Origin of the sequence: Fibrobacter sp. UWB5, from assembly GCF_002210295.1 — a bacterium.
In the GTDB taxonomy this organism is placed as follows: domain Bacteria; phylum Fibrobacterota; class Fibrobacteria; order Fibrobacterales; family Fibrobacteraceae; genus Fibrobacter.
The window spans coordinates 44,592-68,414 of record NZ_MWQH01000004.1 but is presented as its reverse complement, the minus strand read 5'-3'; the positions used below and the strand labels follow the sequence as shown (position 1 = coordinate 68,414).

The 23,823-nt window shown below is 52.5% G+C and carries 15 protein-coding genes; 10 read left to right on the top strand and 5 right to left on the bottom strand.

Translation table 11 applies throughout. The annotated features are described in order from the left end of the window. Positions 1 to 18: 18 nt before the first annotated feature. On the top strand, positions 19 to 915 hold the full coding sequence (locus B7989_RS07585; RefSeq protein ID WP_088627934.1) for an A24 family peptidase: 897 nt from the start codon (positions 19 to 21) through the stop codon (positions 913 to 915). A 64-nt stretch (positions 916 to 979) separates the two neighbouring features. Here the strand turns inward: B7989_RS07585 and B7989_RS07580 are convergent, their stop codons facing one another. Both B7989_RS07580 and B7989_RS07575 read right to left on the bottom strand, forming a co-directional pair. Beyond that, the gene (locus tag B7989_RS07580) at positions 980 to 2,524 is read right to left on the bottom strand and encodes a hypothetical protein (RefSeq protein WP_088627933.1); all 1,545 of its coding nucleotides are present in this window, start codon (positions 2,522 to 2,524) and stop codon (positions 980 to 982) included. A gap of 22 nt (positions 2,525 to 2,546) precedes the next feature. Beyond that, the gene (locus B7989_RS07575) at positions 2,547 to 3,371 is read right to left on the bottom strand and encodes a TIGR02147 family protein (protein WP_088627932.1); all 825 of its coding nucleotides are present in this window, start codon (positions 3,369 to 3,371) and stop codon (positions 2,547 to 2,549) included. 236 nt (positions 3,372 to 3,607) lie between these two features. Between B7989_RS07575 and B7989_RS07570 the strand changes: the two genes are divergently transcribed. Then, positions 3,608 to 5,749, top strand: a complete 2,142-nt coding sequence (locus B7989_RS07570) for an immune inhibitor A domain-containing protein (RefSeq protein WP_088627931.1) — start codon at positions 3,608 to 3,610, stop codon at positions 5,747 to 5,749. 39 nt (positions 5,750 to 5,788) lie between these two features. Here the strand turns inward: B7989_RS07570 and B7989_RS07565 are convergent, their stop codons facing one another. Beyond that, positions 5,789 to 6,649 carry a TIGR02147 family protein gene (locus B7989_RS07565; RefSeq protein ID WP_088627930.1) on the bottom strand — a complete coding sequence of 287 codons (861 nt, stop codon included), beginning with the start codon at positions 6,647 to 6,649 and terminating at the stop codon, positions 5,789 to 5,791. 129 nt (positions 6,650 to 6,778) lie between these two features. Here B7989_RS07565 and B7989_RS07560 point away from each other — a divergent pair, with 129 nt between their 5' ends. The 4 genes from B7989_RS07560 (at position 6,779) to B7989_RS07545 (ending at position 13,992) form a co-directional block, all read left to right on the top strand. Continuing rightward, positions 6,779 to 8,407, top strand: a complete 1,629-nt coding sequence (locus B7989_RS07560) for a LamG-like jellyroll fold domain-containing protein (RefSeq protein ID WP_088627929.1) — start codon at positions 6,779 to 6,781, stop codon at positions 8,405 to 8,407. 171 nt (positions 8,408 to 8,578) lie between these two features. Continuing rightward, entirely contained in the window at positions 8,579 to 9,964 is a 1,386-nt protein-coding gene (locus B7989_RS07555) for a right-handed parallel beta-helix repeat-containing protein (RefSeq protein WP_198959548.1), read from the top strand. Between the two features lie 15 nt (positions 9,965 to 9,979). Continuing rightward, on the top strand, positions 9,980 to 11,491 hold the full coding sequence (locus B7989_RS07550; protein WP_088627928.1) for a polysaccharide lyase family 1 protein: 1,512 nt from the start codon (positions 9,980 to 9,982) through the stop codon (positions 11,489 to 11,491). A gap of 107 nt (positions 11,492 to 11,598) precedes the next feature. Next, positions 11,599 to 13,992: a DUF4859 domain-containing protein gene (locus B7989_RS07545; protein ID WP_088627927.1), complete on the top strand. Its 2,394-nt coding sequence runs from the start codon at positions 11,599 to 11,601 to the stop codon at positions 13,990 to 13,992. A 274-nt stretch (positions 13,993 to 14,266) separates the two neighbouring features. On the opposite strand, the gene B7989_RS07540 is transcribed toward B7989_RS07545, so the two are convergent. Both B7989_RS07540 and B7989_RS07535 read right to left on the bottom strand, forming a co-directional pair. Further along, on the bottom strand, positions 14,267 to 15,790 hold the full coding sequence (locus tag B7989_RS07540; protein ID WP_088627926.1) for a CotH kinase family protein: 1,524 nt from the start codon (positions 15,788 to 15,790) through the stop codon (positions 14,267 to 14,269). Positions 15,791 to 15,959: 169 nt separating this feature from the next. Next, positions 15,960 to 17,627: an SGNH/GDSL hydrolase family protein gene (locus tag B7989_RS07535; RefSeq protein ID WP_088627925.1), complete on the bottom strand. Its 1,668-nt coding sequence runs from the start codon at positions 17,625 to 17,627 to the stop codon at positions 15,960 to 15,962. Positions 17,628 to 17,804: 177 nt separating this feature from the next. On the opposite strand from B7989_RS07535, the gene B7989_RS07530 reads away from it, so the two are divergent. From B7989_RS07530 to B7989_RS07515, 4 genes are all read left to right on the top strand, one after another. After that, positions 17,805 to 18,662, top strand: coding sequence for a TIGR02147 family protein (locus B7989_RS07530; RefSeq protein ID WP_088627924.1), 858 nt, complete (start codon positions 17,805 to 17,807; stop codon positions 18,660 to 18,662). A gap of 14 nt (positions 18,663 to 18,676) precedes the next feature. Then, positions 18,677 to 20,026 carry a LamG-like jellyroll fold domain-containing protein gene (locus B7989_RS07525; RefSeq protein ID WP_088627923.1) on the top strand — a complete coding sequence of 450 codons (1,350 nt, stop codon included), beginning with the start codon at positions 18,677 to 18,679 and terminating at the stop codon, positions 20,024 to 20,026. A gap of 185 nt (positions 20,027 to 20,211) precedes the next feature. Then, positions 20,212 to 22,209, top strand: a complete 1,998-nt coding sequence (locus tag B7989_RS07520) for a family 43 glycosylhydrolase (protein WP_233144306.1) — start codon at positions 20,212 to 20,214, stop codon at positions 22,207 to 22,209. 9 nt (positions 22,210 to 22,218) lie between these two features. Then, positions 22,219 to 23,799, top strand: coding sequence for a glycoside hydrolase family 43 protein (locus B7989_RS07515; RefSeq protein WP_088627922.1), 1,581 nt, complete (start codon positions 22,219 to 22,221; stop codon positions 23,797 to 23,799). Positions 23,800 to 23,823: the final 24 nt, after the last annotated feature.

The following is a 23,823-nucleotide window of genomic DNA, read 5'->3' as shown; positions in this document are numbered from 1 at the left end:
ACCGATGGAGCTAGTTTTATGGAAGAAATCCCTCTTTGGTACAGTCTGGCCGTATTTTTTGTGCTGGGAGCCTGTGTTGGCAGTTTTTATAACGTAATTGTGTACCGCATGCCCCGCGGGATTTCTCTGATTAACCCGCCTTCGCATTGCCCGCTTTGCAAAAAGCACATTCCGCTTTATTATAACTTGCCTATTGTGGGCTGGCTCATTTTGCGCGGCAAGAGCGCCTGCTGCAAGCAGCCCATTAGCATTATTTACCCGATTGGCGAATCTCTGTGCGGTTTGCTGGGGGCGCTTGCCCTGTATGCGGCGACCGGATTCACTACGGATTTTACGGCTCCGGTGCAAAGCCTCGAAGTGTGGGCCGATGCCCTCGCCCTGTTCTGGTTGTTGCTTGGCATTTACCCGGTAAGCGCTGTCGATTTTAAGTACAAATTAATTCCTGATTCCATTTCGGTGGGCGGCATTGTCGCTGGCCTTGTCATTTCTTTTATTCCGGGTGGCATGACTCCGGTGCAAAGTATTGTGGGCGCCGTTGTTGCCGGTGGCGGTCTTTACCTGCTTGGCTGGGTGGCGACCAAGGTGCTGAACAAGGCTGCCATGGGCTTTGGCGATGTCAAATTGCTGGCCGGTTTCGGTGCACTCATGGGCGTGACCCGCGCTGTCGAAGTCTTGGTGGTGGCATCGATTCTCGGCATCCTAGTCATGGTGCCGTATGCAAAGATTGCTGAAAAACGCGCCGCGAAAAAGGCTGCTCAAAGTAAGGCTTCGCAAAATAAGAACGCCCCCGCCGAAGAAGACGAAGGCGCTGGCCAGATTCCTTTTGGCCCGTTCCTTGCTGTGGCCGCCCCGTTCATGTACCTGTGGGGCGACGCCCTGAAGGAACTTTATTTAAAGCTCGTTGTGGGCGAGTAAAAGCTAATGCTAGTTTGATTGAAAAATGCTCGCGGACTTGCGAGCATTTCGTTTAAATATCCTTTTAGAAAATATCTTTCTGCATTTCGTAGAAGGCGTAGAGCCAGGCTTTTAGGCGCGTCCAGCTTCTGTCGCCCGGGTAGCGAATGAAGTCTCCGAAGGAATAGAGCAGAATCTCGTGCGCAAGACCGGGGGTAGCGCGGATTCCTTCGACGTTGTAGAATTCTTCGGACAGTTTCAAATCGGTATCGCGGATGGTCTCGCCGTCTACCGCAATCGTCAAGTGCTTCTTGTGAATGGCGAGCGAGTAGTGGTGGCGCTTGCCGTCAAGAATGCTTGCCTTGCCGTATTCGATAGAATCGGTAGAGGCGGTGTCGATGCCATTATAGATTCTAGTGCAGATGGCGGAAGAATCCTTCTGGCAACGGCGGATTTCGAAGCCCAGGCTATCGCAGTTGCCCAGCAGGACGGTGCTGTCGGCAAGGCTGTCCAGTTCAAGCCAGAAACTGATGGCGAAGCTGGAATCTTCGAACACTTCAATCCAACGCCAAAGAGTGTCCTTTTCTACTTCGGGCCAGTAGGCTCTGAGACGATTGTATGTATAGGAGTCCTTTAATTCTCCGCTTGCTAACGTCAACTTCGCGGTCGGATCCATCTTGGGTACGACAATCCAGTATAGAGTCGTATCGTTGAGCAAGTCTTTTTTCTTCGAAGAAGTGGAGATGACGTTGCCGAGTTGGTCTAGGAAGAAATCTGCTTTCCAATTGTAATGGTAGAAATCGTCATCGGCAATCTTGACCGGGACGATCAGCGAATCGATCACGGCACCGCCTATCGTGTCGTACATGTCCGATTCCGGGAGCTCGAAATCGAAATCGAGCCATCTCTTTTCTGCAATCACGGATTCGCTTGCGTACAGGGTGTCGCCGGCGCTGAAATTCCATTCGACGCCCAGCGTGCGGAGTTCCTTGCCGCTTTGAATTTCAATTTGCTTGACGTATTCTTCGTTGTCAAAAAGCGGAATGTTCTTGACGATGGCGTAACCGCGTTTGATGTCGTCCTTGGAAATCTTCTTGCAAGTGAGGGTTCCCGTAATGCAAAGGGTTGAGCCTTCAGAGAAAATTTCTTGCGTTTCTTCGCCGTGGCTGCTCTTGACGGTTTCGGTGTAAGAGGTCGAAATCTTCAGGGTGGCAGGTTCCTGCACGCGGACGTAGACCGTGTCCACATCGTTCCGCTTCAAGACATCGACGCCGTAGAGCGTGTCTTTTTCGCCGTTCAGTCCTGTTGCGGTCGCAACGACGCTGTAAGCGCCCGTTATGTCTTCGAATACGGCGTAGTCCCCGTATTTGACGGTGGCGGAATCCAACAATTTTGTCTTGCCGTCTACGATTTTGGTCAGTGCGAAATTGACCTTGGCCGACTGTTTGGGGTTGTATTCGTCGACGTAGGAGTGGAGGGTAAAAGCCACGGTGTGCCCCGATTCGGTTTCGGTGAGCACGCCGGCGTGGTTCGATTCGTGGGCGTCATTGGGCGGGCTGCATGCCACAACCTGAGACAACATTGCCGCAACGACAAGGGACAAATACGATTTAATTTGTTCTTTTTTCATTTTACATCCCTAACGTTAATGGCTAGTCCAAATTTGAGAACAGGTGGATGTTCATTTGGTACACGCCATCGGCTTGTTCCTTGTCTTGCGAAATAATCTGCCTTGCCTTGTTTTTGAATTCCTGCAGCTCCGCTTCGAGTTTCTTGTAAGCCTCGCTCGAAATGCTGAAGGTGAGGGTGCTCATGACGGTAGGTTTCTTGGGGGGTGTCATGAGCGCCTGTTTCGAAAGTTCAAAGCACTGTAACTGGTATTGCTTGATCAGGTCGGCGTTGTTGTACGGACCGCTGCTGATGCTTTCTTTAGTGGGTTTCCAGAATCCATTTTCGTTCTTACGGGCGAGTCCCAGCCTTTCGAGCAGGGCGAGCGAATCTTTCAGCTTGCCGAGCGGAACCTTGGGGAATATCCGCTTTTGAACCGGAGCCAAGTCGTCGTCCACGTCCATGGCGTCTAATATGGCGAAAAGGGCGCTGTTGTACCAGTGACTGTAGTACTCGTAGGCGTCCTCGTTCATAATGTGCTGCGGATTCGGGTGCTGCTTCAGCAGTTCCTGCATCGCGGCGTTACGGATAGATTCGTTTTTGGCCTGGTCCAGTTCGACCAGGGTTTCAAAATACTTGGCTTCTTTTTTGTCGAGTTCCAGGATTTCGATGAACTTCTGTACCATGCGGGGGCTGACCTTTTTGCCCCTGACGACGTCTGCAAAGTAGCTGCGGCTTTTTTCGAGGCCGAGCAGGTTGCAAATTTCGGTACGGGTAAAACCGGGTTCCTCTTTGGCGCGGGCGACCTGGTATTCTTCCAAGAACTTGCGGAAGTGAGTAAACTGGTATATATCTAAATAGCGATTCACGGTCTTAATATAGATTTTTTACGGGAAAATTGTATTAAAATTTTTAAAATTTTTGAGAACATGTTGCGCAGCTCACAAAATGGCGGAAAAACGCCCGAAAACGGGAATTTTTACACCGAATTTGCAAAATTGAACTGTTTTTTAGCTTTTATTACACGTTGCTAACACATTTTTACTACACCAAGTTGGAATATTTCGGGAAAAAAGGGTTATTTTATAGAAGAGGATTTTGGGATATGAAAAAGGTGTTTTCTATATGCATGATGGCGGCGGTATGTACCCTTGTTTCGCAGGTGGGTGCACGTCCGGCCGCTCCGGGTTTTCAGACTATTTCCAACAAGGACGGTAGCTCCGTTTCGATTCGTCATTTCGGTGACGAACATTACTTCTTTACAGAAACCTCTGACGGGTTCCTTGTAACGGGTGATGGCAACGGCAGTTACGTGTATGTGGGCGAAGACGGTACTCCGAGCAAGTTTATCGCGAAGAATCCGGCAGACCGTACCGCCGAAGAAAAATCTTTCTTGAACGAGTTGAATCAGGAGGCGGTTCGTCAAAAGCACCAAGAACTGAATGGGGGCCGATTTCCCGATGAAGAAGGACTGAACAGCGAACCGGCTTTTACTCATACGCCCGTAATGGCCTACAACCAAGATGGCGTATCTGCCATGATGCTCCGCCGCCCGGTTTCTGAAAAGTGGACGACTGGGGAGCGCTGGTTCCCGGTACTTCTGATTGGCACGTCCGATAAAAATCATGGCGATTCGGCTGCGTTCTATGATTTCTTGAACAAGCCGGGCTACAACGTCAACAACAATATCGGAAGCCTGCGCGACTACTTCTTGTATGTGTCCGACAGCCTGTTCTCACCGCATTTCGACGTGTACCCGATCAAGCTCAACAAGGCGTTGACGGACTATGGCACCGGCGACAATTTTAAGGAAGGCCAATTTACTGCCGAGGGCCTTACGGAGTTGGCAAAACGTGCCGATTTCCAGGCTAATGCGGCCAAGTATTGCTTCAGCGGTACCAGTGTCGATGGCTTTATCTTCTTGTTCCCGGGCATGGAAGAAGATGCCCTTAAGCAGAGCGGTCTGTTCTGGGGACACCAGTTCTGGATGCAGTCGAACGGATCTTCTTCGGGTTGGTTCCCTTCGCCGTATAAAACGGGCGGCTACACTTTTGACAAGTATTTGTTTATCGCCCAGTATGCAGACGGTTCCAGAAACTCCAAAATCAACAAGTTGGGAACGTTTGCCCATGAATTCAGCCATGTGATGGGCTTGAATGACCATTATGGCAAGGATGCGAACGGCAATCAGGTTGATGGCCCGAGTGTCTATGACATTATGTCGCTGGGAATGTACAATGGCTCTACGTTTAACGAGGGCAACGCGCCCATGGGCTATTCCGCCTACGAAAAAGAAATTATGGGCTGGCTGAAGCTGAAAGAACTTGAAGCCGACAAAACGTATTCGCTCAAGAAATTGAGTCAGTTGCAGGCGTACTCCGTTACGAACCCGAACCAAAACGATGAATACTATATTGTGGAGTATCGCCCTGCGGAATCGTATGATTCGTATATCAAGAATTCCTTGGGTTGGGGCGCTCGCTCCAGTGCCAACGGCGTGTACGTGTGGTATATTGATTTTGACCAGAAAACTTGCGTGACGAACAATAACGCAAATGGAGACATTAATCACCAACGAGTGGCGATTGTGGCGGTGCAAGGTGCCAAAGGTTATTACGCGGATTTCTCGTACGTGAACAAGAATGGCAAGGCCTCTGTACCGGGTATTTACAATATTGTACTCGACGGTAATGATAGGGCTTGCTTTACTACGTCGCAGGGGATGTCGCTTTCGGCTTGCCCCGAAGAATCGAGTTCCTCTGTCGCCAGTTCCAGCAGCATTGCTAGTTCTAGCAGTATCGCCAAAAGCTCCAGCAGTGTGGCGAGCTCCAGTAGCATTGCGAGAAGTTCCAGCAGTTCGGCCAGAAGTTCTAGCAGCGTACGTAGCTCCAGCAGTGAGCAGAATTCGTCGAGCAGCGTCGTTTCTAGCTCCAGCCAGGCGGTCGCGGGATCTTCTTCAAGTGTTGCGCCGGAATCCAGTTCGTCTGCGTTTATGAGTATCGTCGATGCCGGCGCCACTGTGCCGCAGGTGCATTACTCGCTGGAAGGCCGCATGCTCCATGTGCTTGCTGATGTGCCGGGTGCAAAGACGCTTCGCCTGTTCGATATGCAGGGTCACTTGTTGCACGCAGAATCGTTTGCGGGAAATGCGACGACGCTTGACCTTGGCAACGTGAGCCGTGGCGCATTCGTGGTACGCCTGACGGTAGGCAGCAAGGTAATTGCTGTCAAGAAAATCAATCTTTAAATGCTTGATTACGAGCGCCGCCAAGTGTCGCGCGGCGGTCTATTTCTCGCTGCCTTTTCCGCCGACGGGGAACAGCGCGAATTCTAGCTGGAAAACTTTATCGCTCCCTTCGTCTTCTTCGGCGAGGAGCGCGATTTCTTTACGGAAGGCGTTGATTCGCTCTACAATGCGTTCGTAGCCTTCTTGGCTGATTCCAAGCGTAAGGCCCGAAACATGGCGTGTGCCCGGAGCGTCGCGGTCGATGGAATCAGCTGCGAGCTTTAGGCAATTCTGGTGATAGCCGCGGAGTGCGAGTTTCGAGGTGCGATCGCCGGTGGTAATGGCGCTTTCGGTCAGCACGTACTTGCCCGATTCATCTTTCTTGATGAGTTGACATTCTTCGAGTAGCTTTACGGACTGTTTTGCCTGTTCGACAGTAATGGGCGGGTGAACCCGCTTGGCGAGCGCCTCGTAGTCGCCGTCGAAACCGAACATGCCGATAAGGCTGCGGATCGTGAGATGCCGCCAGTCGGAATATACCATGTACTGAGCATGCCCGAGCAGGTGCTGCTTTTCGGCGAATCGTACGACTTTGAGTACGGCCTGCATTTGCTCGAAGGCGGCGTTGCGTTCGTCGGTGGTTTCGGCCTGGTTGAACTTGACAAGCGCTACGAAAAATTCGGTTTCGTGCTTGCCGAGGCGGAGTCCCGAAGCCACTTTGGGAATGCTTTGGCTCGAAAGGTTTTTGTCGCCGTTCATGACGCGGCTAATAAAGTCCTTGGCCTTGAAACCGATCTTGTCCGAAAACACGCGGAGCGAAAAGGCGGGGTTCGCCTCTTTCTTTGCGTTGTAGTAATCTTTCAAAAATTCCCGGTAATCCAGGTATTCGAAGATTCTTTTTGTCGGTTTCTTTTCGCCCATACCCTAAATGTAAGAAAAATGTCTGAGTAGAGGGGGGGGGGCGGTATTTTCCCGTTGTCTAGAAACAACGCGTTATAATAGGGAATATTTGTTTTCCTTTTTGACGAAACTATATTTATATTAGTGGTGATGGATACTTTGAAATACTTTTTAGCGGGTTTCGTTGCCCTTTTTGTGGGTTGTTCTTCGGACAGCCGTGTGGCGGGCAATAGTGCCGAAACGGGTTCCCCGGAACTCGCGGGTATCTTGGTGCTTGACAATGGTAAGCCTGCCGCCCGTACGAAAGTTCAGTGTGTGCCGGGCGACTACAACATCGTTGCTGCAAGCGAGGCTGACCAAGTCCTGCCTTCTGCGTTCGAAACCGAAACGGATGAAAACGGAAACTATGAATTTGACACCATTCCGTCGGGCAGTTTCTCCTTGGAGGCTTTCCACCAGGAATCCGGCCAGATGCTTCTAGTGCAGGACCTGAGTGCCGAAGAGGACGAGCCCCTTGCTGTAAATGACACCTTGCGTAATTCCGGAACGGTCAAGTTTCTCGTATCGGGCGCGTTCCGCGAAAACCAGGGTGGCGAAGCCATCGTTATCGGGACGACCATTCGCAGAAGGGTTTCTGTACAGAACGGGAAAATCGTGGTCGATAGCCTCCCGGCAGACACGTTTGAACTTATTGTTTACATGGATGGCATGAGCCCGTTTGGATTTAAGGATGTTTCCGTAAAGCCTGAAGAGACTACAGTCTGGGGCGATTCGGTGACGTACACATTGAAAGCTCCGCTCGCGCTCCCCGAAGGAATCGATTCGCTCGGCACCGTCGTGAGCGATTTCCCGCTGGCCATACGCTTGACGGATAAGGAAATTACCTTCGATTCCGCGGAGGTGGTGAACGGCCGTTGGGAGGCCGTGCGCATTTCGCAGGACGGAAAACGCAGCAAGAAACTCCCCATTACGCAGACTTACTTTGACGCTTCTGCCAAGGAGGCCGTGTTCTGGGTGAGTGTCGATTCGCTGAATGTTTCAGATTCCCTGGAACTCCATTTTGACAACACCATGAACCCCGCGTACGCAAAGGATGTGTTCCCCACGAACCGCAGCTATTCTCTGGTGTGGCATTTCGATAGCGGCCTTGCACCTGTGGACGATGGAGCGGAAAAGGGCTACTTCGAAGGTCTGCCGACAGGGGCCGTGGCTGCCGACGGTGTTGTGGGCAAGGGCGCAAAACTTGATGACGGCGACGCTATTGTTGCCGAGAATTCGAGTGCGGCTGATTCATCGCGCAAGGTGAACTTGAATTATGACGGCAGCGGATATTTCTGCTTCTCGGTGTGGGTAAAACTTGACAATCTCGAAGAAAAACAGACCATCTTTGAAAAGTCCAAGGAATATGCGTTGCGCTATGATCCGGAGAAGGGCTTTGTGGTTGACCTCTGGATTCCCGATACGAGTTCCGATTCAATAAAATACGCCTGGGTGTCTGGAACGTCTGATATTAAGGCGGGCGAGTGGGTCTATGTTGCCTTCAGCCGCCACACGACTTCGCAGTCCAATTTCTACGTGAACGACCGCAAGATTGAAACGGAGCCAGAACAAATCGCTTGGACGGGCGTCCGTGAACTGGCCGACTTCAAAGTGGGTAGCTTTACCGGTACGATTGACGAACTCATGCTGGGAGGCTGCTTCCGCGACGACGCCTGGACGCGGCTCACTTACCTGAACCAGCGTCCCGAAAATTACTGGCCAGCCCTTTCGGCCCGCTAGGCGTAATCCATAAATAATTATTTTTTTGTAAAAATGAGAACATTTTTGCAAAAAAATCGCTGTATCTATTGACTTTGCGAAAAGAATAACTTATATTCTGTTTTGATATTTTGAGAACATTTTTGAGAACAGGAATGAATGTTTGTCGGAATATCAAAGGATGTACTTGGGATGAATTATTTGAAGAATATCCGCTTGGTGGAAATTTTGACGGCAGCTTTTGCCGTTTTGGCGCTTGCCGGGAATACCCATGTAAAGCCTGGCGACGATTTTATTTCGGCCATGACTAAGGCCTCCGCCGGAGATACCGTCTTTTTTGAAGCGGGAACATACCAGGTGCCCTATACAGAGGGTCAGGCGAATACGATTACACTTTCTAAGTCAGGAATGGCGGACAAGCCCATTGTGTTCTATGCGGCGGGCCATGCGACTGCCGTGATAGACTTCCAGTTCCCGGAACTCACCTATGTCGACAAGGGCGTGGGGCTGAGCATGACCGGCAGTTATTACGAACTGCACGGTCTCGCCATTACCCGTGCGGGATACCAGGGAGCCTATGTGACAGGGTCGTACAACAAGTTCTACAACATGTCGTTTTTCGAAAACCGCAATTCCGGTTTGGAAATTAACAAGGGCGGGAATCATACGCTGGTGGTCAACGTAGATGCGTACCGTAATTATGACCCCAAGAAAAAGGGCGGCATGGCTGACGGCTTTGCGAGCAAGCAGACTCAGGGAGCAGGAAATGTGTTCATCAACTGCCGTGCTTGGGAAAATTCCGACGACGGTTTTGACTTTTTTGATTCACCCGACAGTGTCATTGTCTATGATTCCTGGGCGTTCCGGAATGGGGTCAATGTTTTTGGCTATGCGGCCGAGCTCTTTGATGGAAACGGCAATGGCTTTAAGATGGGCGGCAATAAAGCCCAGGCGAATCACCGTTGCACGCGTTGTATTGCGTTTGACAATCCGGTAAAGGGCTTTGACCAGAACAACAATACGGGTGGCATTACGGTGGAACAGAGCCTTGCTTACCGCAACGGAAGCAGTGGTGCCGCCAATTATGGAATGGGTGGGGCGCTGAATGCGGGGCAAAAGCATCACCTGCGGAACAATATCTCTTATAAGGGCAAAAATGCCGACTCTTTTGGTTCGTCTAGCGAACAGAAAACGAATTCCTGGAGCATTTCGGTGACTGTGAGTGACGATGACTTTGAGTCGTTGGACACGAGCCTTGCGACGATTGCCCGAAATGCGGATGGACTGCTCCCGTACACAAAGTTGTTCCGCCTGAAAAAAGGGAGCGTCTTGATTGACAAGGGGACGGAAATTGGCTTTGATTATGTTGGCTCGGCACCGGATCTTGGACCTTACGAATATGGCGAAATTGCAGCAGAATCCAGTTCTTCGGAAGTGTCTTCTAGCAGTGCTACAACGACTGTTATTCGCCGCAGGGTGGCCCCTGCTGACAGGCGTAAAGATGCTCCGAGGTTCAATGCATTGGGGCGTTCGGTAAAATCCGCGGAACCTTTCCGTTGGAGCGTCAGTTGGTTTTAATAAAGAGGTGGAAAAATGAAAGCAAAATATTTGGCAATTCTCTTGATGAATGTGGGGCTCTTTGCGGCTACCCCTAACTTCGATATGGTGGGGTATGCCACTTTGGAAGGGGGCACTACCGGCGGTAACGGGGGCAAGGTTGTGGAAGTCTCCAACTTTGCAGAATTTAAGCAGTACGCCGAAGATTTGGAAACTCCTTACGTCATTATCGTGAAGGGTGAAATCAATACCGGTATCAAGACGTTTATCGATGAAAATGGCCATGTGGCCTCTTCGGGTACGGCAACGACTTATGGCGAATTGGTCTTGGTCGGCAATAACAAGACGATCATCGGTAAAGGCGAATCGGCGTTCCTTAATCGAGTGGGCCTGATGATTCAGAATAAACATAACATCATTATTCGTAACATCAAGTTCACCATGAGCGATGTTCCCATTAGCAAGACCGACGAAAACAAGGTGATCGCTTTCCGCAATGGGGCAGAAGTTGTCCTCAATGACCCGGACTGCATCGCGATTTCTGCGGACTCTGCTGCCACTAACTGGGCTGACAAGAATAAGCAGGGAAGCCATAACATTTGGATCGATCACTGCGAATTCTATAATGCCTACACCAGCAACAAGGACCGCTACGATGGTCTGCTGGATGCCAAGAACAACATTTACAATGCGACTTTTAGCTGGAATTATTTCCACAACCATCATAAGGGAAGCCTCATTGGCAATAGCAACGGAGATAGTCTTCGTCATGAAATAACTATCCACCATAACTTTTATAAGGACCTGGATGCGCGTACTCCCATGATGCGCCATACTAAAATTCACCTTTATAACAACTATGTTCTCGGTCAGGGAACAGGCAACGGCCCGAATGTTCGCTATGGTTCTGACGACTACTTTGAAAATAATCACTATGCGGGCCTCAGCAAGGCGATTTTCGCTGGCGATGATGGCGTGGCTACCATTGTTGGAAACTATTACGAAGGCTGCGCCAACTTCCAGAGTAGTGGCTGTAACAGCAAAAAAATGAAGATTTCCGTAAATCCCGGAACTTCGCTTACTTCCAAGGATACCGCATGGGTCACTTACGATACGGAAATCCCTAAGGGAACTTTCAATCCCAAGAGCGTCTACAGCTATAGTGCAGATCCCGTAGGCGATGTGAAGGGCTTGGTGACAAATTATTCTGGCATTGGTAAAATTGATATCAGCGAATATGAAAAAGGAACGAAAATCGACCCGGTGATTGTTAGCTCAAGTTCTGTCGCCGAAGTAAGTTCTAGTAGCGTTACGAGTTCTTCAAGTAGCTCCGAAAACACAACGCGGTTGATTGCAACCGATGTCGAGTTCACCATTTCGCCTATGACCAAGGTGCAAATTTTCTCCTTGACAGGAAAACTGATCAAGCAGGGCTTTTACAGCGAATGGGAACAATTGAAGTCTAGCCTCCCGCAAGGCCACTACATTGTGCGAGGGCTTCACCAAACATTAATATTCCAGTCCCGAGGAAAATGCTCTCGTCTTTAAGGTAGTGGAGCAATCGTTGTCCTTAGACAACGCGTAAATAAAAATTTCAATACTCCTTGGCCAGCTAGGGAGTATTTTTTATGTCAGCATAAAAGTTGGAGTGTGTTATGCGAAAAAGTTGTTTGGGATTGATTCCGGGCGCCGTTTTGTCGGCTGCCCTAGGTGTTCACACATACGCGGCGTCGGGTGATGCTTACACATGGCCCGGTTACCGCAGCGACCTGGATTACGACACAAAGTCTAATCTGGGCGACATTCAGCCGCCGACCAAGTTCAATAACAATTGTTCGGGCGTTACCGGAAAGAAGGCCGGTAAATGGTGGGCGTTTTATTGGGGCAAGGATCGCGACAGCCGCATTACCGACGTGACGATTGATTCGATCCTCAAGAAGTACGATACCGATTTCGAGTACCTGTACAATGAAATGGGCTGGGCGCCGGATGCCCAGGCGCAAGAAGGCCAATACAGTGCCATTTACTATTACGGTTCGGGCACTTGTGCCGGTGGTGCGAAGACGGACACCACGGGTGGTTGGCAGTCGTGGGTGGCGGGCTACACGGCCGTGGCGGCCTCGTTCTATCCGCTATACAGTTTCAATACGAGTTGCCCCTATCGCGATCGTGTGGCGCAGATGGATGCGATGATTCACGAAGGAATTCACTCGATGACGAACGGCTACCCTGGCGCAAAGGATGCACACTGGTTCCAGGAAGCGGGTAACACCTGGATTCAGCAGGATATGTTCAGCCACCGCGAAGGTGTATACAGCGGTATGGGATTTCTGAATGCGGCGACGGTTATTGCGCCGTTTATGCCTATTGAAACCTATTCGGGCTGGCTGATTGACGGCACTTTCGGTGGCCCTGGTGGCGGCGCCGATGGCGGTGGCGTGACCGGTAAGAATCAGCGTTACCTGCTGGGTGGCTCGCAGTACAGTAATATCTTCCCGACGTTTATCGGCACGTGGATTGGTACGGGGGCTGTTCGCTGGATTTACGGAAACGCTTACGGCAAGACCAAATACCTGCTCGAGACCTACGGCCTCGACAAGGGCCTTGGCGATGCGGGCGTGCGCAGGCTCATTACCGAATTCCGCGCAAGGCTTGCGATGCTTGACATGAAAAAATGGTCCGGCGAAATCAAGAATTTGCTGAACCAGCATTTTGGAAGCGACACCTACTGGGAACAGGACATGTGGGACAATAACAGGAAAAGCTACACCTGGACCATGACGCCCTACCAGACGGTGACGGAAAGCAACGGCTACCTTGTTCCGAATCAGGAAACAACTCCGGGTTGGTCTGGCTCGAACGTGGTGCCGCTGAAGGTACAAAGCGGCGCTAAAGAAGTGACGGTGAGTTTCTACCCGAACGGCGCGAATTCCAATAACAGTAACATGAATTTCTTGCTGTGCTACCGCGCAACTGACGGTACACCTGTGTACAGCGAACCCATTACGGGCGAGGGCTCTGCAACGCTTCGCCTAGACAAGACGCCTTCTTCGACGAACGGCACGCCGATGGTTTTCGCGGTCATCGTGAATACCGATTACCAGTACACCGGCAACACGGGAATTCGCAAGTTGCATTACGATTATAAGTTGAAACTGGAAACGGGCGTAAGTGGCGCGGGTGCAGCAAACGTCAAGTATTACAACGACTTTAAACTGGATTACAAGTGGCCCGAAATCGGCGAAACCCCGGTTGTGTCCAGTAGTTCTGTGGCATCAAGCAGCTCTGTCGCTCCCGCAAGTTCCAGCAGCGTGGTGGCTTCCAGCAGCTCCGAAAAGATTGTCTTGGACGGAGCCACGACATATTCCATCTCGGTGACGCTTCCGATTGACGACAATTATGCGACGGTCGCGGCAAAATTTGATGTGAACGAAATCGCTCAAAAGCTTGGACTTACCGCAGCGACTCTTTCCCAGGCTTCCTTCTTTGCGCAAGAAAGCGATGGTAACATTGTTACCAACAGCACCGCCACCGCTCCGGGACACTGGTTCGGTAAAGACGGCAAGGTGGTGGAATGGGGTGAGTCCGCCTACGTGTTCAGCGAAGCCGACTTGTCGAGGGGAACGCTTGCCGTCGGACATTATCCGAACCGCGTGAAGGACGGCGAAAAGTACAGCTTTACGCAAGGGCTTTCGCACAACGGAAAATCGGTGCTGTTCAAGGTAAATGTGACTATCACCAACGAAAAGGGGAGTGGCGAGGCGACAGCGGCGTTGATGTATGGACTCGAGGGAATTTCGACTCATATCGACCTTGCGCTTCGTCGCGGACAGATCGAGGTTCGCTACACGCTTCCGCAGCGCGACAATGTAAAAATCAGCCTGTTTACAGGCTTTGGAGCCTTGATTGCCCAGGAAGTGGTTGGCATGCAGAACGCAGGTGCGCATACGTTTGCGTTTGATATGAATGGCTTGCCTATGGCGACCTATATCGTGAAGGTGACGACCGGCAGCTACCGCGAGGCACGACCGATCAATATTACCAGATAGCTTGCTCCTCTGCTATTCACACCAAAGATCCTCCGGCAGTTTCGCCGGAGGCTTTTGTGTCAGATCATAGGAAATGCGCAGGCTTATTTCACTGTAATGGAGTGATTCAGCTTGCCGATGCGCAGGATATACTTGCCAGCGTGCGGAACACTGATGTTCAGAGAGTTTTTCTGGTTCCAGATGCCCGCGTCAAGCATCTGCGCGATAAACACCCCTTTTTGGAAACAACCATTTTTAATATAATCTTTTTGGGGTGAATGTTACATGGAGGGGGCTAGTATTGCATCAGCACGCTGCTGTAATTATCGGCTCGCTCGGCGAGCCATTTTTTTAGCGTCTGGATTTCGGTATCGTACCGGCGGATTGGCGGCCAGCGGGTAGCGTCGTTTTCGAGAGCGATTGCGGTCTGCGAAACGTAGGCGTCGAGCTTTGCGAAGGCTTCTGCGAGGATTCCAGTTTTGTGCGATTCCCAGCGCGCCCTGTATGCGGCGAGGAACGTGCCGTTCGCGAACATGTTAGCGAAGAAACCTGGAACCGCCCTGCCGTCGTAATTGTTGAAGCGCATGTTTGTGCCGTTGCACATTCCCCAGTCGTTCTTGCTTTCTGCAGTGCAGTTGTAGGGGCTTTTCGAGGGGTTGCCTGTCCCGAGAATCCAACTCTGGCTCGTGAAGTACTCCTTGGTATCCTCGTCCCAGCCGTAGCCGAAACCTCCGTCAAAATCCCAGACGGGCCCCATGTGGTATTTCCCGGTATCGTCCCGGTAGAGGTACATGCTTCGCGGTGCTTCCAGTTCCACGTTGCGCGTGATTTCCTGTAGCAGGATGAAGTCGATGAAACTTTCCATGTCCATCAGTTTCTGCACGTTATCGTAATCGGCGCTTACGATTGCCTGTTCCAGGGTGGCGAAGTCGGCAGCGATGGCTTCGAGCCGTTCTGCGGAAATGTTTTTCGGGTATTTTACGGCGACGGGCATCCCGTATACCTTGCTGTAGAAGTTGTTGCCTGCGTCGGGAGAAAGTTCCGGACCGTCGTCCATGTCGAGGCTGAGCAGCAGACCGCTTGTGTCGATGTCTACGCGGCTTGTGGCCCTCTCGATCTGTTCGGTCAACTGGTACATGCCCATGTAATCCCCGTTGATTTCGACCTCCACGAAGCGATTCGCGTTCACGAACGGGAAACTGCCCATATAGCGTGCCATGTCGAACGCGATGGCGTTCATGAACTTGCTCTGGTCGCGGTAGTTGGCGAGCAGCACCCAGTCCTTGTTGGCGGGGAGCCCGAGAAAGCTTGTCTTGTTGTCAAGCTTGATGCGGTACGGCTTCTTGTCGTACCAGAGCCTTGTGGAGTTGCCGCGCTGGCGAATTCTTGCACCTGCCGGTGTGATGTCCTCGTATTGACCGTTACCTGCAATCTCGATAGTGCAGGCGACGTACTCCGTGTCGATACTGTCGGTGGCGATGATTCGCACGTAGGGAATGCCGTTGTTCGGCAGGGGGATGTTTTTGACGGAAGAAGACGATGTCTGCGAATTCCATAGTGAAGACGATGTCGGCTGCATTTGAGGCGAAGAAAAGCCTTGCTGCGCCTGAGACGATGAAGAACTTTGCGGTGCCCAAAGAGAAGATGAACTGTTAAAAAATGAACTGTTCGGAAAATCGACGGGCGTAATGCTTGTGGTACTTTCGGTGGCTGCGACTTCGGTACCGGTTGGTGCTTCGGAAACGGAATCTCCGCAGGCGCAGATTGATAGTAAAACCAGAAACAGCCCACCTTTCGCCAGTCTACAAACATGTCCCATTTTTACACCTCGCTACGCAATATAGCCATTTCTCCACGAAAAAGAAGGTTTTGGGCAAGGTGCCGTTGAGTTTCCGTGTAAAAAGTTGTGTAATGGGTTGTGCGGTTCAATCCAAAATCCCCAGCCGAGGTGGCCGGGGATTTTTTGGAGGTGTGTTGCTTCGAGAGAGTTATCGCCTTACTGCCTTGAATATCCCGAGAGTCCGGTTGCCTTGCGCGACCTTGACGAGATAGGCGCCTTGCCGTAGGGTTACGTGGAGTTCGCTCCCCTGCACTGCGCGGAATTCCGCGATGCGGTGGCCTTGCATGTCGAAGAAGCTGATGTTGTGCGCGCCGCCGTCGATGCTTTCGAGACGGAGCGTGTTACCATCGATATGGCCGCGAATTGCGTTGCGCGGTGTCAAGGATTTGACGGCGGTGGTGCCCTCGGTTCCTTCCGCACTGGAAGATATGCCTTCTGCTGCGCTGGAAGACTGTGGCCCGGCGATTTCTGCGCTTGACGAAGATTCCGGCTTTTCGGAACTGCTGGACTCTGGCTCTACCTGAATCAAGCCACCATCGGTGATGGGCGTCTTTGCCTGCGTAAGGATATCGAGCGGGTCGGGCTTGCTGGAATCGAAAGCCTCGTGGTCATCGCGCAGGTGCTTGGCGAGTTCGGGCACTTTCGCCTTGATTTCTTCGATGTTCGCGCGGGCGAGTTCGTAGGCACCGTATTCGCAGAAGTGCGTCTTGTCGCTCGCGGTGTACATGTACATTTTTTCCTTGTTGCCTCCGAGCGCCTTGCCGAGCGTGATGCTGTGCTGGTTCAGGTCGAGTACGGTGACGCCGAGTTTTTTGCCGAGGGCGCGCATGCGTTCGGGAAGCCCGCCCACGGCTGTTTTCGGGTCGGTCTCGTTCTGCCTTGCGGTGGATGTCACGAACAGCGGCGTGGCGCCCTTCGCTTTGATTTCGTTTGCGTACTTGGTGAGGGTCGCTTCGTAGTTGTTCACGTCGTTTTGATTCTTCTGGTCGTTATGCGCGAACTGCACGGTCACAAAATCGCCCTTCTTGACTTCGGAGAGAATCTTGGCGAGGCGCTTCATGCTGTAGAACCCGCTGGCGGTAAGGCCCGATTCGGCGTAGTTCGCGATGGCAAGGCTGGATTTGAAAAATCCCGGGGCCATCTGGCCCCAGCCCGCCCACGGAGCCGTAATCTGGTCGACCACGGTGGAGTTTCCGCAGAGCCAGAGCGTGGTCACGTTGTCGTTACGCTTGATTTCGATTCCTGCGACGGCGGGCGCCTTGCCGCTGATGACGAAGGTGAGCTTCTTGTCCCAGGTGCGGTAATCCTTTTCGCGATCCTTGATACTCATGGTCACCGAGCCGTCCATGCTTCTTGTTTCCATGCGCCTGAGCGAAACGGTCTGCCTGCTGAACACGCCGCCGGCGAGGGTGATGCGGTCGAGCATGAGCTTGCGGTTTTCGGCCCATACGGTGGTTTCGCTTTCGTTTTCGCCGTCACCGAGAATGAATGTCACCTCGTAATTGCCTTGCGGGAGCGCCACCGAGAAAACCATGTCGCCTTTCGCCGTCAGGAAATCCGTGGTGAGGTCGTCGTCCCACAGGCGATCTACTGAAGAAACCGTCCCACTTTCGAAACCGTAGCCCTGCGAGTCGCTGTACTTGGTGTTGGCCTTGACCTGCGTGTAGCCCGCGGCAACCGGGCCCTCGCCGAAGTCAAACTTGTAGTTTTCGGCGGCGTCAACTAATGTGAATGCCCCGAGAAGTGCAACCGCCGAGAGAATCGTTGCGGCCTTGATCGCAGTGTCTATTCCTGCTAATTGTTTTTGCTGTTCCATAAAACCATCCCTTTTACACGCGTTTGTACTTGTACTACAAAATGTACTATAAAATTTTTAAAAATGCAAGAAAAAAATGGAAAAAGTATGTTTTTTTTGCTATGAAGTGTTCGATTATGAATTAAATTTTTGCTTTTTACTATACCATGTACTACATTTTTATGTATATTTAATATCATGAATACCTTCGTAAACATTTTCGAGTTTACCAAGTTCCGCAAGTTCCTGGCCGAATACCAGGAACGCCGTCAGGCGGCGGAGCCTTCGTTTTCGCGTACCGAGTTCTGCAACTTGCTGGGGCTCCCGAATACCCGCAGCTATTTCAACGACGTGGTGCAGGGCAAGCGCGTGACCGACAACATGCGCGAGCGTTTTATAAACGTCATCGGGCTCAAGGGGAACGAGGCGAGGTATTTCGAGGCGATGGTCGATTTTGACCAGGGGAAGACTGCCCAGGTGCGCGAGGCGGCGTTCGATGCCATGATGCGCCTGAACAAGAACCCGCAGGCGATTGTGGATCCGGACAGCTACGAGTTTTTCGGAAATTGGTACAACAGTACCGTCTATGCGATTCTCGAGGTGATGGATGTGGGTGATGACGTGTCGGAACTCGCGGCGAAGATTTTTCCGCCCGTATCCGAGAAGCGCCTGAAGGCAAGCCTTGAGCTTATGAAAAAGATGTCGCTCGTGCGCAAGGACGAACGCGGGTTCTGGAAACCGACGAAGGATAGCCTTGCCACGGTGCAGCAGAGCAAGAGCCAGATGGTGCTCCAGTTCCAGAAGCAGTGTCTGGAACTTTCGAAGCAGGCGCTGGAATCCGAAGGGAGCGAATCCCGCGACATGACTACGTTCACGTTCGCGGTGTCGAAATCCGCGCAGGCGAAGGTCGAGAAGGCCGCCGAAAAATTCAAGGCGCAGGTGCGCCAGATCGTGATGGCCGACAACGAGACGCCAACCGTCGTGGAGCATGTGAACCTGCACGTGTTCAGCAACATCCGCGAAAACAATAAACCGTCCGGAACGGGCGAGGCGTAGGGAGGAAGGTGTTTATGGGATGCTTTAAGAATATCTTTGGTTCGGGGCGACTCGCGTTCGTTTTTGCCGCGGTGTGTGCGCTTGCCTTCTTTGCGGGCTGCAGCAATACGTCTTCTACGGATTCCGCGGGAATTTTGATTGAGACGAATACGGGCAACAAGGGGCTTGCGCGGATTCTTGTTTCTACCGAAAATCTGGATGTTGTCGCGGGCGATACTGTCGTGGTGTTCAAGGCGAGTGCCGATACCGTAGGCGATACTTTGTATGTAGATACGGTGGATTACAGGCACGTGGCGACCTTGATCGAGTGCGCGTCGGGCGTGATGTCGCTCGACAGCCTGCCCGTGGGCAATTATGAATCCGTTTCGGTGCACCCTCTGGAAGGTGACGTGCGTTCCGTGGCGGTATCCTGGGACGTCGAGGAAAATTCCACGAATATCGACCGCGCGCTGGATGCGGAATTCAAGGGCGCTGTCGCGCTCGTGCTTCCTGAGGGTTTTGTGGATTTGGCCAGTTCGGACGAGGTGTTCGAAAGCATGCCCTTCGCGGTTCGGCTCCCGGATGTAAAAAATCCCTGCCTGCTGGATGCTGACGGCAATATGGTGCGCCTCAGTCGTGCCGAACTTGCGGATGTCCCCACGGCAAAGACTTCTGATTCCGCTGTTTATTGGGGTGTGCTTCCGCAGGTCGCCTTCGACGGGAATGGCGCGATTTCCCTTGACATCGTAGAATCGTGCCAGTCCAGTGACCGGATTGACCTCGCGCTTGCGCGCCATGTGGAACATTTCGACTCGTTCGAACCTTCCGAGGCGGCGCTCGCTACCGGCAACGAGCTTGCGTCCGTGCTTGGCAATTCCCGCTGGGTGGATTCTACCGACAACTGGTTCTACATTCCCGATTTCAAGCCCTTCTCCGAAGACGGCTACTACATGGGGCTTTCCATCTGGTTCAATATCGATTCCATGCAGGTGAGCGAGTACGCACAAATTATTTCGGCCAAGAAGGACAGCGTGGGCTTCACGTTGCAGAAGCGTGGAGCGTCGGGTGCGGTGAACCTCAGACTCGATACGCGTACGGGTGTCTACAATACGGTCGTGGGTCGTGCGAACGGGGTGCTCGACGGAGCCTGGCACAACTACTCGTTCAAGATTCATGGCGATAGCGTGACCACGTTCATTGACGGAACGCTGCTGGAATCCAGGCAGTTCGATTCGGGCGAGGGCTTTGCGGCTGCATTCAACCCCTCGATCGGCTACGGCGGGCTTCGCGGCGGTATCGACGAGGTGTTCTTCTTTGACGGCACACAGTCCAACAACTGGATGCGACTCTTCTACGCTCTGCAATATTCGGCTATAAAGGAATAAATGGGTGTTTAAGGCCCCTTTCGGGGCTTGTTTTGTGAAATGTAGACTTTTTTTAAGTAAAATGTTGTAAAAATTGCATCATTTAGTTTGAAATTACGTAAAAACTATTGACTTTTAATAAAAACTAGCGTATATTTAAAGTAGTAAACCTTATAGTAAAAAGGGAAATAAATATGTTTGGTGTGATGGGATTGAATTCTCGCGGAGTGGTGTCCGCGGCAATTTTCACGCTTGCTTTTGCGGGCCAGGGGGTGTTCGCCCAGTCGTGGTATGCGACTGACGTGCGTCAAGGGGGCCACGATCCCTCGATGTACAGGGACGAAAACGGCTACATCCTCATGTCCACGAATAACAACTTGGCGATGTGGACCTCGACGGATATGGTCAAGTGGAGCGCGAAGGGGCAAATTTTCAACGACAGCCCGCAGTGGCTCAAGAACGCCGTGGGCGGCAAGACTGACGGCATCTGGGCTCCGGACCTGTTCCATTTCAATAACCAGTACGGCGTGTTCTACTGCGGCTCCGTTTTTGGCCAGCGCACGTCTGCCATCGGTGTTGCGACGAACGCGAACCTAGATTTCTCGAATCCGGCGAAGGGTTGGACGGACCAGGGCGAAGTGACGCGTACTACGAATAGCAACAACTACAACGCGATTGATGCCGACGTGGTGGTGACTCCCGATGGCCAGTACTGGATGACGTACGGTTCGTGGAATGCGGGCGGTATCCGCTTGATCAAGCTGGACCCCAAGACGGGCAAGCAGGCGAGCGATGACAAGACGAACTACCAGATTGCGACGCGCGGCGGTACGGGTATCGAAGGCCCGAGCCTCATCGAGCACGGCGGGCAGTATTTCTTGTTCACGGCCTGGGACGTATGTTGCAAACAAGGTAACGAAATCGAACAGACCACCTACAAGACGGCCATGGGCCGCGCCGACAAGGTGAACGGAACCTACAAGGACCGCAGCGGCAAGGAACTCAACAAGGGCGGCGGAACCATCCTGATGCAGCGTTACAGCCGTTATGTGGGCCCGGGCGGCGGCGAAGCCTTCAAGGACCTGAACCGCATCCGTTTTGTGCATCATTACTACGACCTGACCGGCGACAAGTACAACCACATCCATATTCGCGACCTGGTGTTTACCGACGACAACTGGCCCGAAATGGGGCAACCCTTCCTCGGGCGCTACCTGAGTGCCGAGGCGGAACACGGCATTATGACACGCGGTGCGACGGATGACCTGACCTTCAATTACACGAAGGAAGCCTCGAACGGCGAATACGTGGGCTACATCAATACGAAAGGTTCCAAGATTCGCTTGCCGATGAACATTATGCAGGCGGGCGACTACATTATGCGTTACCGCTATGCGAACGGCGGCGATAATGATGCTACACATAAAGTAACGGTGAATGGCAAAGCGCAGACGGTAAAGCTCCCGAAGACGGCTGCCTGGGGCAGCTTCCCCGAGAATTCTGTCGCGATGATTCCGGCGACGCTCAAGCGCGGTGGCAACTTTATCGAGGTGGAGCCCGACCAGAATTTTGCGGAACTGGACCGCATCGACTTCTTGCGCGTGATTCGCGATACCATTCCGGGCAATGGATTCGATAACGGCATCAAGGTGCGCCTCACGAACGATGACAAGCTTGCCGTCAAGAACGGCGGCTACGCCATCTTCGAAAATGTGGTGACGGATTCTATCAAGAGCACCGAAGTCAAGGTCGAACTGCAGCAGTGCAGCGGCGGAACGCTCAGCATTCGCGAGGGTTCTGCCTCGGGTACGGAACTTTCCAAGTGCACGGTTCCTTCGAGCTGCGCAAGCGGCGCCTGGACCGAAGTGAACTGCTCTGCCACCAAGAAGCTTTCGGGCATCAAGGACTTCTATCTCACGGGTAGCGGCATGAGCGGCGAAGTGCTGGTGGGCAACATCCGCTTCGGAAAAATTGCTGAACCGGCGGTATCTAGTTCTAGCGTGAATCCGCCGGCATCTAGTTCTAGCATGGTTCCGCCTGCATCTAGTTCCAGCGAGATTGCTCCGGAAAGTTCCAGCAGCGGAACGACCGCGATTGCTCCGCGCGTAATCCGCAACGATGTGCAGACCCCTGCACGCAAGGGCTACCGCGACCTCAAGGGCCGTAGTTTTGACAAGCAGATTCCGTATCGGGTGATGTTCTAGGGGCTTGATATGAAAAAACTAGGTGCAATTTTTTCTTTGTTGGCTGCGGCCTGTTTCGCGGCGAACCCCCTTACGACTCAATTCTACTCTGCCGACGCCGCGGCGCTCGTGCACAACGATAGCCTGTTCATTTTTGCGGGCCACGACGAGCAGGGCGCTCAGGGGAACAACAACAAGTTCTTCTTGATGAACGACTGGCACGTGCTGGTGACCGACGACATGGAAAACTACCATGACTACGGTGCGGTACTTTCGTGGCGGACCTTCAAGTGGGCAAGCGGCAACGCCTTCGCGGGCCATTGCGAATACCGTAACGGCAAGTTCTACTGGTACGTGGCGGTGCATCATGCGACCATCAAACAAGACGAAGGTTTTGCGATTGGTGTCGCGGTGGCCGATCACCCCTCGGGCCCGTGGAAAGATGCTATTGGCAAAGCGCTCGTGACCGACAACACCACGAACGATGTCGCGCTGAATATCGACCCCGCGATTTTCTACGACGGGAACGATATCTGGATGTATTGGGGCTCGTGGAATGCGGGGCGTCGCGTGAAGCTCAAGGAAAACATGATTGAGCTCGCGAGTACGCCCGAAGACATCAAGATTAAGGATTTCTTCGAAGCTCCCTGGATGCACAAGTACCGTGGCAACTACTACTTCAGTTACGCCTCGGGCTACCCTTCTACGACAAACTACTCCATGGCCACGAGCCTAAATGGCCCGTGGACGCAGAAGGGCGTGCTGAACGACAAACTCGACAATTCCGAGACGAACCACCAGGCGATTTTTAAGTATCTCGGGCACTGGTATTTCATGTATCACGGCGCGAATGCTCCGGGTGGCTGGACCTATCGCCGCTCCGTGAATATCGACTACCTGTACTATGACGAGAATGCGAATATCCAGAAAATCAAGCGCACCACCACGGGTGTAGACAAGGTAAATAATGCGCTTGTAGAAAACGGCACGTACCGCCTGACTGTTTCGCACAGCGCCCTGTCGCTGGTCGAAGAAAACGGAATCGTGGTGCAACGCCCCGAAAGCGAAAAGGATGCAAACCAGTTCTGGATCGTAGAACGTAGCGCGAAAAATGCCCGCCATTACATGCTCAAGAATTACGGCACCGGCCGCTACTATTGCCCGCCCAAGACGCTGCTTGATACCGTCAAGACATCGGCGACTGCCTGCGAAATCCGCATCGAGAATGCCTCTGCCGCGAAGGGCTACTACCTGTATGGCGATTACGACAGCGACTTTGTGGGCGATGTGCTGAATGTCTCGAAGGACGCAGGCATGCCTGTGATTACCTGGGTGCGTACCGGTGCCGACAACCAGAAGGTGAAACTCGCGAAGGCGACCCCGCCGGCTGTTGAACCGGAATCGTCCTCTAGCATCAAGGAGTCTTCCAGCTCTGTTGTCGCCGAAAATTCTTCGAGCAGCGAAGTTGCGTTGAGCAGTTCCAGCAGTGAAACTACCGCGATTGCTCCGCGCGCAGCTCGCCAGGGAATGCAGGTGCCTGCTCGCAAGGGTTACCGTGACCTCAAGGGCCGCAGTTTTGACAGGCGGATTCCGTATCGGGTGATGTTCTAGCGGAATTAACTTATTCTAAAAACA

What these genes read in the sequence shown, in the direction of transcription:
- B7989_RS07585 (WP_088627934.1), top strand. Translation starts at nt 19, where the DNA reads ATGGAAGAAATCCCTCTTTGGTACAGTCTGGCCGTATTTTTTGTGCTG.
- B7989_RS07580 (WP_088627933.1), bottom strand. Translation starts at nt 2,524, where the DNA reads ATGAAAAAAGAACAAATTAAATCGTATTTGTCCCTTGTCGTTGCGGCA.
- B7989_RS07570 (WP_088627931.1), top strand. Translation starts at nt 3,608, where the DNA reads ATGAAAAAGGTGTTTTCTATATGCATGATGGCGGCGGTATGTACCCTT.
- B7989_RS07565 (WP_088627930.1), bottom strand. Translation starts at nt 6,649, where the DNA reads ATGGGCGAAAAGAAACCGACAAAAAGAATCTTCGAATACCTGGATTAC.
- B7989_RS07560 (WP_088627929.1), top strand. Translation starts at nt 6,779, where the DNA reads ATGGATACTTTGAAATACTTTTTAGCGGGTTTCGTTGCCCTTTTTGTG.
- B7989_RS07555 (WP_198959548.1), top strand. Translation starts at nt 8,579, where the DNA reads ATGAATTATTTGAAGAATATCCGCTTGGTGGAAATTTTGACGGCAGCT.
- B7989_RS07550 (WP_088627928.1), top strand. Translation starts at nt 9,980, where the DNA reads ATGAAAGCAAAATATTTGGCAATTCTCTTGATGAATGTGGGGCTCTTT.
- B7989_RS07545 (WP_088627927.1), top strand. Translation starts at nt 11,599, where the DNA reads ATGCGAAAAAGTTGTTTGGGATTGATTCCGGGCGCCGTTTTGTCGGCT.
- B7989_RS07540 (WP_088627926.1), bottom strand. Translation starts at nt 15,790, where the DNA reads ATGGGACATGTTTGTAGACTGGCGAAAGGTGGGCTGTTTCTGGTTTTA.
- B7989_RS07535 (WP_088627925.1), bottom strand. Translation starts at nt 17,627, where the DNA reads ATGGAACAGCAAAAACAATTAGCAGGAATAGACACTGCGATCAAGGCC.
- B7989_RS07530 (WP_088627924.1), top strand. Translation starts at nt 17,805, where the DNA reads ATGAATACCTTCGTAAACATTTTCGAGTTTACCAAGTTCCGCAAGTTC.
- B7989_RS07525 (WP_088627923.1), top strand. Translation starts at nt 18,677, where the DNA reads ATGGGATGCTTTAAGAATATCTTTGGTTCGGGGCGACTCGCGTTCGTT.
- B7989_RS07520 (WP_233144306.1), top strand. Translation starts at nt 20,212, where the DNA reads ATGGGATTGAATTCTCGCGGAGTGGTGTCCGCGGCAATTTTCACGCTT.
- B7989_RS07515 (WP_088627922.1), top strand. Translation starts at nt 22,219, where the DNA reads ATGAAAAAACTAGGTGCAATTTTTTCTTTGTTGGCTGCGGCCTGTTTC.